13 protein-coding genes are annotated in these 15,300 nt (G+C 44.4%); 9 read left to right on the plus strand and 4 right to left on the minus strand.

The genetic code is table 11. The annotated features are described in order from the left end of the window. Positions 1–27 precede the first annotated feature (27 nt). The 4 genes from apcB to NWP25_RS03945 form a co-directional block, all read right to left on the minus strand. Positions 28–513 carry an allophycocyanin subunit beta gene (apcB, locus tag NWP25_RS03930; RefSeq protein WP_280649586.1) on the minus strand — a complete coding sequence of 162 codons (486 nt, stop codon included), beginning with the start codon at positions 511–513 and terminating at the stop codon, positions 28–30. A gap of 68 nt (positions 514–581) precedes the next feature. Continuing rightward, entirely contained in the window at positions 582–1,067 is a 486-nt protein-coding gene (apcA, locus tag NWP25_RS03935; protein ID WP_280649587.1) for an allophycocyanin subunit alpha, read from the minus strand. Between the two features lie 353 nt (positions 1,068–1,420). Next, positions 1,421–4,828, minus strand: coding sequence for a phycobilisome rod-core linker polypeptide (locus NWP25_RS03940; RefSeq protein ID WP_280649588.1), 3,408 nt, complete (start codon positions 4,826–4,828; stop codon positions 1,421–1,423). A gap of 591 nt (positions 4,829–5,419) precedes the next feature. Continuing rightward, positions 5,420–6,559, minus strand: coding sequence for a WD40 repeat domain-containing protein (locus NWP25_RS03945; protein ID WP_280698903.1), 1,140 nt, complete (start codon positions 6,557–6,559; stop codon positions 5,420–5,422). Between the two features lie 565 nt (positions 6,560–7,124). Between NWP25_RS03945 and NWP25_RS03950 the strand changes: the two genes are divergently transcribed. From NWP25_RS03950 to NWP25_RS03990, 9 genes are all read left to right on the plus strand, one after another. Further along, positions 7,125–8,306, plus strand: a complete 1,182-nt coding sequence (locus NWP25_RS03950) for a class I SAM-dependent methyltransferase (protein WP_280698905.1) — start codon at positions 7,125–7,127, stop codon at positions 8,304–8,306. 326 nt (positions 8,307–8,632) lie between these two features. Further along, positions 8,633–9,073 carry an ATP synthase subunit I gene (locus tag NWP25_RS03955; protein ID WP_280649591.1) on the plus strand — a complete coding sequence of 147 codons (441 nt, stop codon included), beginning with the start codon at positions 8,633–8,635 and terminating at the stop codon, positions 9,071–9,073. A 116-nt stretch (positions 9,074–9,189) separates the two neighbouring features. Then, positions 9,190–9,942, plus strand: a complete 753-nt coding sequence (gene atpB / locus NWP25_RS03960) for a F0F1 ATP synthase subunit A (RefSeq protein ID WP_280649592.1) — start codon at positions 9,190–9,192, stop codon at positions 9,940–9,942. A 135-nt stretch (positions 9,943–10,077) separates the two neighbouring features. Then, positions 10,078–10,323 (plus strand): ATP synthase F0 subunit C, encoded by a 246-nt coding sequence (atpE, locus tag NWP25_RS03965; protein WP_200988381.1) that lies wholly within the window; start codon positions 10,078–10,080, stop codon positions 10,321–10,323. A gap of 244 nt (positions 10,324–10,567) precedes the next feature. Beyond that, on the plus strand, positions 10,568–11,059 hold the full coding sequence (locus NWP25_RS03970) for a F0F1 ATP synthase subunit B' (protein ID WP_280649593.1): 492 nt from the start codon (positions 10,568–10,570) through the stop codon (positions 11,057–11,059). A gap of 124 nt (positions 11,060–11,183) precedes the next feature. Beyond that, on the plus strand, positions 11,184–11,747 hold the full coding sequence (locus NWP25_RS03975) for a F0F1 ATP synthase subunit B (protein ID WP_280649634.1): 564 nt from the start codon (positions 11,184–11,186) through the stop codon (positions 11,745–11,747). Beyond that, positions 11,744–12,301, plus strand: coding sequence for an ATP synthase F1 subunit delta (gene atpH, locus NWP25_RS03980; RefSeq protein WP_280649594.1), 558 nt, complete (start codon positions 11,744–11,746; stop codon positions 12,299–12,301). The genes NWP25_RS03975 and atpH overlap by 4 nt, the downstream gene beginning before the upstream one ends. A gap of 155 nt (positions 12,302–12,456) precedes the next feature. After that, the gene (gene atpA / locus NWP25_RS03985) at positions 12,457–13,977 is read left to right on the plus strand and encodes a F0F1 ATP synthase subunit alpha (RefSeq protein ID WP_280649595.1); all 1,521 of its coding nucleotides are present in this window, start codon (positions 12,457–12,459) and stop codon (positions 13,975–13,977) included. 97 nt (positions 13,978–14,074) lie between these two features. Then, entirely contained in the window at positions 14,075–15,022 is a 948-nt protein-coding gene (locus NWP25_RS03990; protein WP_280649596.1) for a F0F1 ATP synthase subunit gamma, read from the plus strand. Positions 15,023–15,300: the final 278 nt, after the last annotated feature.

Below are 15,300 nucleotides of genomic sequence, written 5' to 3' on the forward strand. Positions count from 1 at the left end.
ACCTAATTTCTTAAGTGTAAATAGCTTTTAGCTCAAGCCAGAGGAGATATAGTCTAAGTAAACGCCCATTTCTTTGCCAGCATCTGGGCCTACTAAGCTAGCAGTTACTTCTTTGATTGCTTGGATAGCTTGTACAGTAGCACCTACGGGAACACCCAAGGAGTTGTAGGTTTCTTTCAAACCATTCAATACGCGCTCATCTAAGATAGAAGCATCGCCAGCCAGCATAGCGTAGGTAGCGTAACGCAGGTAGTAATCCAAGTCGCGGATGCAAGCAGCATAACGACGAGTGGTGTACATGTTACCACCGGGACGGGTGATATCAGAATATAACAAAGATTTAGCTACTGCTTCTTTAACGATGGCAGCTGCGTTAGCACTGATAGTGGTAGCAGCACGGACACGCAGTTCACCAGTCGCGAAGTAGCCTTTGAGCTTTGCTAGAGCAGCAGTGTCCAAATACTTACCTTGAACATCTGAAGCGTTAATTACAGAGGTAATTGCGTCTTGCATGTTGTTATTTCCTTATTTCCAACCTGATTGCAATACTTATGTTTCAGCAGAAGTAAAAACACTTCAGCTTACTGCATCGCACCAACTAAATAGTCAAAGTAAGCCCCGGCTTCAGCAGAGTCTTCGCCAGACAGCAAGGTAGCAGCAACATTCTTCATAGCGCTAACGCCGCTAGCTACAGCATCAATAGGAGTACCCAGGGACTTGTACATTTCGCGCACACCCACAACACCAATTTCTTCGATGGGGGTAACATCACCAGAAACGATTCCGTAGGTTACAAGGCGGAGGTAGTAATCTAAGTCACGTAGACAAGTAGCTGTCATTTCTTGACCATAAGCGTTACCACCGGGAGAAACAACATCAGGGCGCTTTTGGAACAGCTGATCTCCAGCTTGCTTGACAATGCGTTCGCGGTTTTCGGTCAAAATCTGAGCGATGCGGAGGCGACGCTCACCACCAGAAACAAAGCTTTTGATACGATCCAGTTCGCCAGGGCTAAGATAGCGGGCTTCTGCATCAGCATTCACGATGGACTTCGTGACGATACTCATTAATGGATTCCTCCAGTACTAATGAAACCAGAATTTAATAAACTGGTGCAATTTAAATTTGTTATGGTAGTGGCTTCCTTTGGTCGCGGCTTTAGATATCACAATTAGACAATTGCCATAGCTATCACATAACGAGTTGGCTGGAAAACACAACTACCTTCCGCAAAACATTTTCCGGCATTTCGTTGAGCATTTATGACTCTTCTTAATAGTTTGTAACATTACCTTTCAGATTTATCAGCCAATTGCTACCGGAAAGCTTTGTTACACAAGGAAAACAGCGATTATTGACTATTGAGTATCGGGAATAGAGGATTGAGAAAACTCTGACCTCCATCCCCAATTCCTAAACCTTAGCGATCGCTTGGTCTTCCTGTTAATACAGCAGGTGACAAACTAGACCAAGATTGTTTCACCAAGTCAGCAGCAGCTTTCACACTACCCAAATAATTACCAGCAGGTAATGATGGGTAACGCTGATAAGGCACTACATCCTCACCAAAGAAACGCCCATACTCTTGACTATCTACAATTGCTTCCACAGCAGCCCGTAAACCGCTATCAGCCAGCAACTTGTTATATTGACGGATTTCCCCTTGAGTAGCTGGAGCCCGTCCCAACAAGTGACGGAATAAGAACTCAATCACCTTAGTATTGGGATAAGGCGTATAGAAACGCTTACGGTAGATTTCCGAACTAGCCAATTCCCGGACAAACTCCCGCACAGAAATTTCCCCATTCCGCAGTTTACTATCTAAGTTGGAACGGCGGTATTCTCCAGGAACTTGACCGCTAAACACATCCAAAACTTGGCAGTAAGCAGCATTAATTACCTGTTCTTTCTCTGCTTGGGTAGCATTCACGGTCATGCGGTTAATACGTGCAGGTTTACGGCGACTTGTACCCACACCCACTTCCACAGACTGACCACGACCATCATTGAAGGAGCGACCTAACTCAATGAACAACGGCTTGGTTTTGTCCATTTGCTTGGCTTTAACTGCCAAATCTGCTATTGCCTTCGCTAAAATTGGCGTATTCGCGGAAGCAATGCGCGGCTTCACAGTCTCAAAGCTAGGTACAACCAAATCATTATTTTGCTTAGTCAGTTGATTGTAAAGCTTTTGCGTATTCGGGAAATTAGCCGCAGGTAAAGTGGGGAAACGACGGTAAGGAACCGTATCCTCACCAAAAGCCTCACCATATTCCGCACTTTCCACCATAGCTGTAATAAAAGCACGAATCCCCTGAGTAGCCAAAATTTGGTTATACTTACGGATTTCTCCCTGGTCTATGGGCGCACGTCCCAAGAAATGCTTAGTACCCAACTCAATCACCTTAGTGTTGGGATAAGGTGTATAAAACTCCTTCAAGTACAGGTTTGAGTAACCCAAACCTGTAATAAATTCCTTAACGCTGATTTCACCGTTACCCAGCTTACTTTCTAAAGCTGTAAATTCATTTTTGACAATGTAAGGTGCAATGTCACGCTCAAAAATCTGACGGTAAGCAGCACTAATCAAAGTTTTCACTGCTACTTTATCGCCAGTGTTTGCCACCAACTTAAAGACTTTGGTTTGTTCGCGCTTCTTAGTAACACCTTGATTAATGCGGAATTGGATATCTGGTTCTGTGCGTTTTTCAGCAACCTCACCCAACTCCACAAACCGGGGTGTTTCCACCTTCTCAACCTTCGCACCCACATCTTCGCGAATACTACCAACCCGCAGATGACGCAAAGATACACCAGCCGCAGTCAAATACCGTTCATAAGGAACTGTATCCTCACCAAAGGCCTCGCTGTATTCTTGAGTATCAAGAATAGCATCTACCACTGCATAGAAGCCCTTCTTGGCCGCAATATCAAAATACTTGTTGTTTTCTTGACGGCCATAGGTAGGACGACCCAACAAGCGGCGATGAATGTACTCAATCGCCTTACAAACATACAGCGATGTCCAGTACATCTTGCGGAATAAATCCGACTTAGCCAACATCCGCACAAACTCGCGCACAGAAATATCGCCATTTTCCAGCTTAATTTCTGCCACCTTCAGGCGTTGACCTTCGTAAACATCACGACCAAAAACTTGCAAATAAGCAGCTTTGATTACAGCTTGGGTAGAGCTTTCAGAGAACTTAACACTCACACCCTTACCGGCTTTCTTGCTCATAGTAGCAGGAATTTGATCCAGCTTAAACACCTTGCGTCCCAGAGTTCTTGGAGCTTCACCCCGCGCCTGAGGATTACTCAATTGGTTATTAATACCGGGTCCTTGGTGAATCAAGATACGTCGGGTATCCTTGCCAAAGGGAGCCGGACTGCTACTGGGGTTGCGAGTTTCTTTCGGGAAAATAGCCCCAAATTGAATTTCCAACGGATCATTACCAGAACCATAAGGATGCTGGTCAGGTAATGGCTGCTCGTAAGCAGCAAAAGTAGTAATAAACTGAGGTACTTTCCGGAAAGGCGCACTGTACTTAAACAAGTCTTGTTGCAGTCCCCAGTTACGACATTCTTGGGCTTCTTGACCCAAACCACGCAAATAGGGTACTGTTTCCTCGCCAAAGTAATCGCCATACTCCTGAGAATCCACCAAAGCATCAACTAAAGCTGGTAGACCGCCATTAGAAATAATTGCAAAGTATTTTTGTACCTCTTCCCGACTACTTGGCCCCCGTCCCAAAATGTGACGGAAAGCCAGTTCAATAACTCGGCTGTTAATAAAAGGCTGGTAAAACTGTTTTTGGTAAAGCGGAGATTTAGCAAGACGGCGGATAAACTCCTTCATAGAGATATCGCCATTCTTCACTTTAGATTCCAGGTCAGATATAGACAAACTATAAGCACGAGTAATGTCTCGCTCAAAAATTTGCCGATAAGCTGCTTTCACAACCTGGATTTTTTCACTAGCAGACAAACCAGGCTTCATCACAAACTTAGGCCGCCGTTCTGCGGAATTAAAGTAAATTTGTGGCAGTTGTAAACCTTGTTGGTCGCCAGAGGGACGTTGACGGAGTTTGTTAGAAGGTGTAGGTGCTTTGAACTCAGTCAGTAACACATCCATATACTGAGACACAATGGCTGTAGCCTCAGCATCTTTACGAAAATAAGAAAGAGATGCTGCTTTAATTTCCTGCAAAGCTACTAATGTTGCTTCCCCAGAGCAAGCATTTTCGATTATTTCCCGTAAACCCCGTGTATTCACGCTGATAATATTCGGGTCACCAGCCACAATGGCGTAGGTAGCATAGCGGAGGAACCAGGATAAATCCCGTAAGCTCTTAGCCATGTTGCTTGGGCCATAACGGGCAACATTAATTGGTCGAAAACCCGGAGGAATAGGGCCGCTAGGAGAAGAGTTGAATATGGAACGGAGATTTTCTAAAAAACCGCCACGAGTTTCCACATAGGTGACAGTCCCCAGTTTCATCCCTTCTGTGACACTCATCTCAGCACCACCGCCAGCCGTAGCCATAGCTAGTTCTTGTTCTTTAGGCTTTTCTAAAAAAGCCATGGGGGAACCACCCACAAAAATGCGGTTAGCAGCCCGAGAGACGATAATCTCAGAATTCTCCGTCAGCGTCTGGGCAATTTCCAGACGTTTTGCACCAGAGGCAAAATAACTTGCCAGTTCGCCTAGTTCCCCGCTACCCAAAAAGCGGTCTTGCTGTTCGGCTTGGGAAATTGTGGCCACAGTTAGAGTTTGATATAGTTGCGGACGCGCAACCGAGCTTCCACCACTTGCCTTAACACTCATCGAATTTGTAAAACTCCTTTAATTTATGTATGTGTTAAGTCTGGGTTGTTTTGAGGCTTGACATATCGGTGTGATTATAGACTAGATTGCTGCCTGCAAAACTGCCAGTAAATTAACCCAGTTAGCTTTAGATTAGAACGTTTTGCGTTTGCTCTGGTGATTTATTAAGAAGTATGTACAATCTGTAATCAAAATTCCTGAGCCAGAATAACTACATATTCCAGCTTGCCCAAAATCAACTATTTTTTTGTGTATTATGTGGGGGCACTGTAGATACCATAATTTATTACAGAAAATTTTTATTTTATAAAAATTTAATAATTACTTGAACAAGAATCAACCCAACCATGTCATTCCCAACAGGTCTAGTAGGTTCAGTTCAAAGCCATGAAAGCAAACAAAAACCAGATTATTGGCCTTAGATAATTAGTATTTATTCCTGCTGGCGTGTCAAGCTTAAAATAAAGCTTAAAATATTGCATTAACTTCAAGATCAAAAACCTTGGTTCGTGGTTGTACGGCTACTGGTTCCACTGTTGTAGTCATGCCTTATTTAAAGTCTGTTGAGGTTAAATTAAGTACATTTTTATTTTACCGTATCCGCCATATCTTGATGGTGTTGTCCCCACTCCCACTGGCTAAAGTTTGACCATCACTGCTGTATGCTACTGACCAAACCCAGTCACAATGACCACTGAAGTTTTGCAGTAGCTGTCCTGTGTTCACATTCCATATCTTGATGGTGTTGTCCACACTCCCACTGGCTAAAGTTTGACCATCACTGCTGTATGCTAGTGAGGTAACCAAGCTAGAATGACCACTGAGGGTTTGCAGTAGCTGTCCTGTGTTCACATTCCATATCTTGATGGTTTTGTCCACACTCCCACTGGCTAAAGTTTGACCATCACTGCTGTATGCTACTGACCGAACCCAGTCACAATGACCACTGAGGGTTTTTTCTGACAAAACACTCCTACTGACTTGAGAAAATATTGGACGGGCTGGAGTTGTTACGGGCTGATTTTGAGGTGTAGAAACTGCTGCTTGCTGTGATTGATTGGTTTGGACTGAAGATGACCTAGTGGTAAATGCTGCAATTTGCCATATCTTGATGGTGTTGTCACTACTCCCACTGGCTAAAGTTTGACCATCACTGCTGTATGCTAGTGAGGTAATGGAGTCAGAATGACCACTGAGGGTTTGCAGTAGCTGTCCTGTGTTCACATTCCATATCTTGATGGTGTTGTCACTACTCCCACTGGCTAAAGTTTGACCATCACTGCTGTATGCTACCGAGTAAACCGAGTCAGAATGACCACTGAGGGTTTGCAGTAGCTGTCCTGTGTTCACATTCCATATCTTGATGGTTTTGTCCCTACTCCCACTGGCTAAAGTTTGACCATCACTGCTGTATGGTACTGAGGTAACCGAGTCGGAATGACCACTGAGGGTTTGCAGTAGCTGTCCTGTGTTCACATTCCATATCTTGATGCTCTTGTCCACACTCCCACTGGCTAAAGTTTGACCATCACTGCTGTATGCTACTGAGTAAACCGAGTCAGAATGACCACTGAGGGTTTGCAGTAGCTGTCCTGTGTTCACATTCCATATCTTGATGGTCTTGTCCCAACTCCCACTGGCTAAAGTTTGACCATCATTGCTGTATGCTACTGAGGTAACCAAGCTAGAATCACCACTAAGGGTGTGGAGTAGGTTTGCCTTAACACTCATCGAATTTGTAAAACTCCTTTAATTTATGTATGTGTTAAGTCTGGGTTATTTTTAGGCTTGACATATCAATGTGATTATGGAGTAGATTGCTGCCTGCAAAACTGCCAGTAAATTAACCCATTTAGCTTTAGATTAGAACGTTTTGCGTTTGCTCTAGTGATTTATTAAGAAGTATGTACAATCTGTAATCAAAATTCCTGAGCCGGAATAACCACATATTCTAGCTTGCCCAAAATCAACTATTTTGCAGAAAGCTAAACAAACAGAAAGCGAAAATCTAAACCATTTAATTTCACCTGCGGACGCTCTGGACTAATTGTTCTCAAAGTGTCAAAATCAGCACCCTCTACACCAACAGCAAAAAACACAATCTGCGATTAGTCTCAGCTTCCTGCAAAGGTTATGCCGCAGAGTTCCAGTCATCTGTAGAAGATCCGTGTGTAATCAAAAGTACTCAGGGACGATAGTATGAAATGCCATTGTTTTTACATAAAGAATCAGTTTACTGGATGGTGAATAACTCTGCCAATCCGCTAAACTCAGAAGTGCTGCGTTCTACTTGATCATGTCCCACTCCCAAGCTGTAAGTGCTGCTGTTGCCAAACTCTACGATACCTACCCATTCCCCCCAGAACCCCTACTAGATGAGCCGCCCCCTGGGTACAATTGGCGTTGGAATTGGTTAGCTGCTTACAATTTTTGTACTGGACGCAAACCACCACACCAAAATATCCGCATCTTAGATGCGGGTTGTGGTTCCGGTGTGGGTACAGAATATTTAGTCCACCTCAACCCCCAAGCCCGGGTAGTAGGGATTGATTTAAGTGCGGGAACCTTAAAGGTAGCCAAAGAACGCTGTGAACGTTCCCGTGCAGATAGAGTAGAATTTCATCACCTGAGTTTATACGATGTAGAACAGTTAGTCGGTGAGTTTGACTTGATTAACTGTGTCGGTGTCTTGCATCATCTCCCCGACCCTATCCGTGGTATTCAAGCCTTAGCTAAAAAATTAGCTCCCGGTGGAATAATGCACATTTTTGTTTATGGCGAACTCGGTCGGTGGGAAATTCAACTCATGCAAAAAGCGATCGCTCTTCTCCAAGGAGACAAAAAAGGCGATTATCGTGATGGAGTAGAAGTCGGACGACAGATATTCGCATCATTGCCAAAAAATAATCGCATTGTAAAGCGAGACAAAGAACTTTGGTCATTAGAAAACCACAAAGATGAATGTTTTGCTGATATGTACGTTCATCCCCAAGAAATTGACTACAACATTGACACACTGTTTGAATTAATTGACGCTTCAGGCTTAGAATTTCTTGGTTTTTCTAACCCCGATTTTTGGCAATTATCAAGACTTTTAGCCAAAGCACCAGAGTTAATGGCAAAAGCAAAAAATCTGAGCGATCGCCAACGCTACCGCCTGATAGAATTACTGGACCCTGAAGTTACCCATTACGAATTTTTCCTCTGTCGTCCCCCCATAAAAAAAACCAACTGGTCAGCAGATGAAACATTACTAGCAGCCATACCGGAACTGAACCCCTGCATGGATGGGTTCCCCAGTCAATGTGTATTTAATTACAATTACCAAATCGTTAACCTTTCGCTAGCGGAGTTAGAATTTCTGCAAAAATGTGATGGTCAAACCAAGGTAGCAGAAATTTTAGCCAAAGTGCAGCTGGGGTTAGATCAACTCAGAAATCTTGTGCAACTACAAATGATTTTGTTGACACCTAATTAACCTTTTTAGACAACTGCCCAAGAAACCTTCTACAATCCTTGTCAGAGATAGCCAAATGTTTCTGCCAGATTGTCCAACATTCCAGCCCAAATCAAGCTAAACTAAAGCGAACTAGAAACTCGCCCAACCAAAACTGCCGTCGCTAACACCCAACGAGAGGGTGTGGGAAGAGTCAAGCCGTCCATTCCCCCTACCCACGGACAACTAAAAACAAAGAAAAAAGAAGTTAATTGTTTTTTCCTAAAGTATTGTTACCTGATCGTGATATGATTCAGCTGACTGAATGTGCAGTCATCATAAGTTAGGTTGTACCGGTTTCAAGTATCGTGAGCTTGTCAGAAGATTCAATTGACCCCAATCCGACAACACAGCAGGATACTCAATCTGGTTCTGAGGACACAGAATCAGTCAACTTTTCCATGCAAGAGTTCTATCAACTCTACCAAGAGTTGCTGGTAACCACACTTGCTTTGACAGGGATAATTTTTATCTCTGTGTGGATTGCTTACTCTCTAAACATTGCCCTGAATTATTTGTTAGGGGCGTGTGCAGGTGTGCTTTACTTAAAGATGTTGGCAAAAGATGTTGAGCGTTTAGGTAGAGAGAAAAAAAGCCTGAGTAAAACTCGGTTAGCCTTATTAGTAGCGCTGATTTTGCTAGCATCGCAGTGGAATCAACTACAAATATTACCCATATTCTTGGGATTTCTCACCTACAAAGCCACACTCATCGTCTACATAATTAGGATGGCTTTTGTCTCTGACTAGTCAACGCTCCGACAACCTGAAAAAGCTAACCTAAGCTTTGCGTGAGGAATATCCACACCGCAAATTTGCTCCTCTTCTCCAGTTAACATTGGAGAAACGAATGATATAGAAAGAAAATGCTGAATTTTCTGAACGTCTACTCTTTTCCACTTGCCGAATTGGAAGTGGGTAAACATCTGTACTGGCAAATAGGTAACTTGAAGCTGCATGGTCAGGTGTTTCTCACCTCATGGTTTGTTATTGGTGTGCTAGTGCTAGTTTCCTTAGCCGCCAGCAGTAACATCAAAAGAATTCCCAGTGGGTTACAGAACCTGATGGAATACGCCCTGGAATTCATTCGGGATTTGGCTAAAAACCAAATTGGCGAAAAAGAATATCGCCCCTGGGTGCCTTTTGTTGGCACTTTGTTTTTGTTCATTTTTGTGTCAAATTGGTCAGGGGCGCTAGTACCATTTAAGCTGATTCATTTGCCAGAAGGTGAACTAACAGCACCTACAAGTGATATCAACACAACGGTTGCCCTAGCGTTGCTGACATCACTAGCGTATTTTTATGCTGGATTCAGTAAAAAGGGCTTGGGGTATTTTGGTAACTACGTACAGCCAGTGTCGTTCATGTTGCCATTCAAGATTATCGAAGACTTCACCAAGCCTCTTTCCCTAAGTTTCCGTTTATTCGGCAACATTTTGGCTGACGAACTTGTAGTAGGAGTGCTGGTATTACTAGTCCCCTTGTTTGTACCTTTGCCAGTAATGGCTTTGGGACTATTTACCAGCGCCATTCAGGCACTAATTTTTGCCACCTTAGCCGCGGCTTACATCGGTGAAGCGATGGAAGAACATCATGGCGAGGAGCATGGGGGGCATTAAACACCCTCAACAGTCATGAGTCATGAGCCATGACTCATTAGTTTTTCAACAATGAGCAACGGCAAATGGCAAATGGCAACTAACACACCACGACTTCTAGACCCACACAACTCAGTAAAATAAGGAAAGAATATCATGGATCCATTGGTTTCTGCTGCTTCCGTTTTAGCTGCTGCTTTAGCTGTTGGTTTGGCTGCAATCGGCCCTGGTATTGGTCAAGGTAACGCGGCGGGACAAGCTGTGGAAGGTATTGCACGTCAGCCAGAAGCTGAAGGTAAAATTCGCGGTACATTACTCCTAAGCTTGGCATTCATGGAAGCGTTAACCATCTACGGTCTAGTAGTTGCCCTAGTGCTACTGTTTGCTAACCCCTTCTCATAATCAGTGCTAAAACGCGAGTAATCGCGCCTGTACAAACAAGAGAATGCTGAGTGCTGAGTCACCGAAGTTTGCCCGGAGGAAATTTATGCCACTTGCTACACTTGGGAAAACTCAAGAGCGCAGTGGCTCCTCCTTGCAACTTTTCGCTGAGTGAGAAAAAAGTTAAGAGTTGGGCAATTAACTCATAACTTACAACTCATAACTCAGGACTCAGGACTAAAATATTAGATGGAAACTAGCAACCATGACACACTGGATCACCTTATTGGCCGTAGAAGAGGTTGCCAAGGAAGGGGGGCTGTTCGATCTAGATGCTACCCTGCCCTTAATGGCAATTCAGTTTCTAGTTTTAGCTCTGGTATTGAATGCAACACTGTACAAACCACTGGGCAACGCTATTGATGAACGGAACGATTATATCCGGAACAATCAACTAGAAGCACAGGAACGTTTGTCAAAAACACAGAAATTGGCAGAACAATATGAGCAGGAACTAGCAGACGCTAGACGACAAGCCCAAAAAATTATTGCTGATGCTCAAGCCGAGGCGCAAAAAATCGCTGCTGAGAAGATGGCAGCGGCGCAACGAGAAGCCCAGGCAGAAAAAGAAAAAGCTTCCAATGAAATTGAGCAACAAAAACAATCAGCATTGGCTTCATTAGAGCAACAGGTAGATTCCCTCAGTGGCCAAATACTAGAAAAGCTTTTAGGAGCAGATTTAGTAACTCGGCGCTAACGAAAATTTAAGTGGAATCATTAGGTGACATTGTGAAGACGCACTCGCTAAGTAACACCAAGTAACAGTTGTTGCAGGCGTGGGTCGTGTTAATCCTTGGCAGCGCAGTTGTGGATGAAAAATGATGGGGACTTTTTTACTGTTGATGGCGGAAGCCAGCGCCGTCGCAAGTGACTTGGCAGAAGAAGCCGGACATGGTGGTTTTAGTCTAAATACAAATATATTTGACACCAACCTGATCAACCTGTCCATTATTATTACTGTGCTGTTAGTTTTTGGGCGGAAAGTTCTGGGTAATACCCTGAAAACTCGCCGGGATACTATCGAAACAGCAATAAAGAATGCAGAGCAACGTGCGGCTCAAGCTGCACAGCAACTCAAAGAAGCACAGCAAAAGCTAGAACAAGCTACTGCAGAAGCGGAAAGAATCAAAACAGCAGCACAAGAAAATGCCCAAGCTGCACGCCAAGCTATCCTAGCTCAAGCGGCTGTAGATATTGAACGCTTGCAAGCAGCCGGTGCTGCTGACTTAAATGCAGACCTGGATAAAGCGATCGCAAAATTGCGGCAGAGTGTAGTTGCTCAGGCATTGCAAAAAGTGGAATTGGAACTGAAAAGCGGCATAGCCGCCGATGCTCAACAAATTTTAATTGAACGCAGCATCGCACAACTCGGAGGCGAGGTATGACAAGTAACATAGCAACAGCAGAAATAGCTGTGCCTTACGCACAAGCACTGTTGTCCCTCGCGCAATCAAAAAACTTGACAGAAGAGTTTGGCGAAGATGCACGGGTTCTGTTAGGCCTGCTGTCAGCAAATCAGGATCTACAGAACTTTATCGCCAACCCCTTTATTAAAGGTGAGGACAAAAAAGCCGTCATCAGACAAATATTGGCTGAAAGTGGTAACCCTTACCTACGCAATTTTTTGTTGTTGCTGGTAGATAAACGGCGCATCGTTTTTCTAGAACCGGTCTTACAACAATACCTAGCTTTGTTGCGCCAGCTGAATCAAACCGTATTAGCGGAAGTGACTTCAGCAGTTCCCCTTTCAGAAGCTCAACGTCAAGCTGTGGTGGAAAAAGTTCTCGCTATCACCAAAGCTCGCCTGGTGGAACTGGAAACTAAAATAGATGGCGAGTTAATTGGTGGTGTGGTGATTAAAGTCGGCTCCCAAGTAATTGATGCTAGTTTACGCGGTCAGTTGCGCCGCCTTTCCCTGCGCTTAACCAGTAATTCGTAACGGCAATCCTGCCAGAGTTTCCTTGCTGTGCTGATTCTAGGCAAGGTGACTTGGCAGACGACGAAATAATTGAAGAATCAGGGAAAACACCTTGCTGATTCCCTCATCTTCAGAGATTACCTCTTCCGTCTCGAAAGCAAAAAAAACATAGACACATGAGTATTTCCATTAGACCTGACGAAATCAGCAGCATTATTCAACAGCAAATCGAGCAATACGACCAAGAAGTCAAAGTTGCTAACGTTGGTACAGTTCTTCAAGTAGGTGACGGTATTGCCCGGATCTACGGTCTAGAAAAGGCTATGGCCGGGGAACTTGTAGAGTTTGAAGATGGTACAGTAGGCATTCTCCAAAACTTAGAAGAAGATAACGTGGGCGCTGTGCTCATGGGTCAAGGTCTAAATATTCAAGAAGGTAGCTCTGTTACCGCTACTGGTAGAATTGCCCAAGTTTCCGTTGGTGAAGCCTTAATTGGACGCGTGGTTGATGCCTTGGCTCGTCCCCTAGATGGTAAGGGAGAAATTAAAACCACCGACACTCGTTTGATTGAATCCCCAGCCCCCGGTATCATCGCTCGTCGCTCTGTACACGAACCGATGCAAACCGGTATTACAGCTATTGACTCCATGATTCCCATCGGTCGTGGTCAACGGGAATTGATCATTGGTGACCGTCAAACCGGCAAAACCGCCATTGCTATTGACACAATCATCAACCAAAAATCCGAAGATGTAATTTGTGTATACGTAGCCATCGGTCAAAAAGCATCCACCGTTGCTAACGTAGTCCAAACCTTACAAGAAAAAGGCGCTATGGACTACACCATAGTCGTCGCCGCTAACGCCAGTGACCCAGCTACACTACAATTCCTAGCTCCCTACACCGGAGCAACCATCGCTGAGTACTTCATGTACAAAGGCAAAGCTACCTTGGTGGTCTATGATGACCTTTCCAAGCAAGCCCAAGCTTATCGTCAAATGTCCTTGCTGCTACGTCGTCCACCCGGACGGGAAGCATATCCTGGAGATGTATTCTACATCCACTCCCGTTTGTTGGAACGCGCAGCTAAATTAAGTGATGAATTGGGTAAAGGTAGCATGACCGCCTTACCCATCATCGAAACCCAAGCAGGTGACGTTTCAGCTTACATCCCCACCAATGTAATTTCCATCACCGACGGTCAAATCTTCCTTTCTTCTGACCTGTTCAACTCCGGTATTCGTCCCGCAGTAAACCCCGGTATTTCGGTATCTCGCGTGGGTTCGGCCGCGCAAACCAAAGCCATGAAAAAAGTTGCCGGTAAGGTAAAACTAGAACTGGCACAATTTGACGACCTGCAAGCCTTCGCACAATTTGCTTCTGACTTAGATAAAGCCACTCAAGACCAATTGGCACGCGGTCAAAGATTACGCGAACTACTCAAGCAGCCACAAAATCAACCTCTGGCAGTGTATGAGCAAGTAGCAATCTTATATGCTGGTATTAACGGTTACTTAGATGACATAGCTGTAGAAAAAGTAACCAGCTTCACCAAAGGGCTGCGGGAATACTTAAAAACTGGCAAACCTGAATACACCGAGGCAGTACAAACCAAAAAAGTACTGGGTGAGGAAGAAGAAAAAGCTTTGAAGGAAGCACTCGTAGAATACAAAAAAACCTTCCAAGCAACAGCGTAATTAGTTATTAGTCATTAGTCATTAGTCATTGGAAAACACAAAATGGCTATTGACTGTTGACGTTTGACTACTGACTAGGCACCGAGAACTTAAGAATATGCCCAATCTCAAAGCAATACGCGATCGCATTCAGTCGGTCAAAAACACCAAAAAAATTACAGAAGCCATGCGCCTCGTGGCAGCTGCTAGGGTACGTCGCGCCCAAGAACAGGTAACTGCCACCCGTCCCTTTGCTGATCGCCTGGCACAAGTGCTGTATGGTTTGCAAACTCGTCTGCGGTTTGAAGATGTAGACTTACCACTACTCAAACAACGGGAACTTAAAACAGTTGGACTGTTAGTAATTGCCGGCGATAGAGGTTTGTGTGGCGGCTACAACACCAACGTTATCCGTCGTGCAGAAAATCGCGCCAAAGAATTACAAGCAGAAGGCGTAAATTACAAATACGTACTGGTAGGACGTAAAGCCATCCAGTATTTCCAACGTCGTGAACAACCCATTGACGGCACCTACACGGGCTTAGAGCAAATTCCCACCGCCGCAGAGGCTAACGAAATCGCCGATCAACTCCTTTCCCTGTTCCTTTCGGAAAGCGTAGATCGAATTGAGTTAATCTATACCAGATTCGTCTCCTTAGTTAGCTCACGTCCCGTAGTGCAAACTCTGCTGCCTTTAGATCCTCAAGGTCTAGAAGCAGCCGATGATGAAATTTTCCGCCTCACAACCCGTGGCGGTCAATTTGAAGTAGAACGGCAAAAAGTCACCACCACAGTCCGTCCTTTGCCCCGAGACATGATTTTTGAGCAGGACCCTGTGCAAATTCTTGATTCTTTACTACCCCTATATTTGAGTAATCAGCTATTGCGGGCATTACAAGAATCAGCCGCTAGTGAACTAGCAGCACGAATGACAGCTATGAACAACGCCAGTGACAACGCTGGTGAATTGATTAAAACTCTCTCCTTGTCGTACAACAAAGCCAGACAAGCCGCTATCACCCAAGAACTGCTAGAGGTTGTTGGTGGTGCTGAAGCACTCACTTAGAAAACTGCTCATCGCTTACTTATAAATAGCTAATTGCTAGTTGTTGGGAAATTAGCAATTGGCTATTTTTGATATTTGGCATTTTTAACAAGACCGACTGATATCCCCACCTATAAAAATGTTAAGTGGGGATATCAGTCGGGCAATAACGATTCTATCTCCCAACAATATCAACCGCTCTTTGGTTAGTGAGTGGGATACATCAGCAACTGCCAAATATTTTGTCTGGATACTTTACTAGAAAGCTTACCTCGTACTAATATATTCCCATCGAGGAG

Origin of the sequence: Umezakia ovalisporum Ak1311, assembly GCF_029891685.1 — a bacterium.
Lineage (GTDB): Bacteria > Cyanobacteriota > Cyanobacteriia > Cyanobacteriales > Nostocaceae > Umezakia > Umezakia ovalisporum.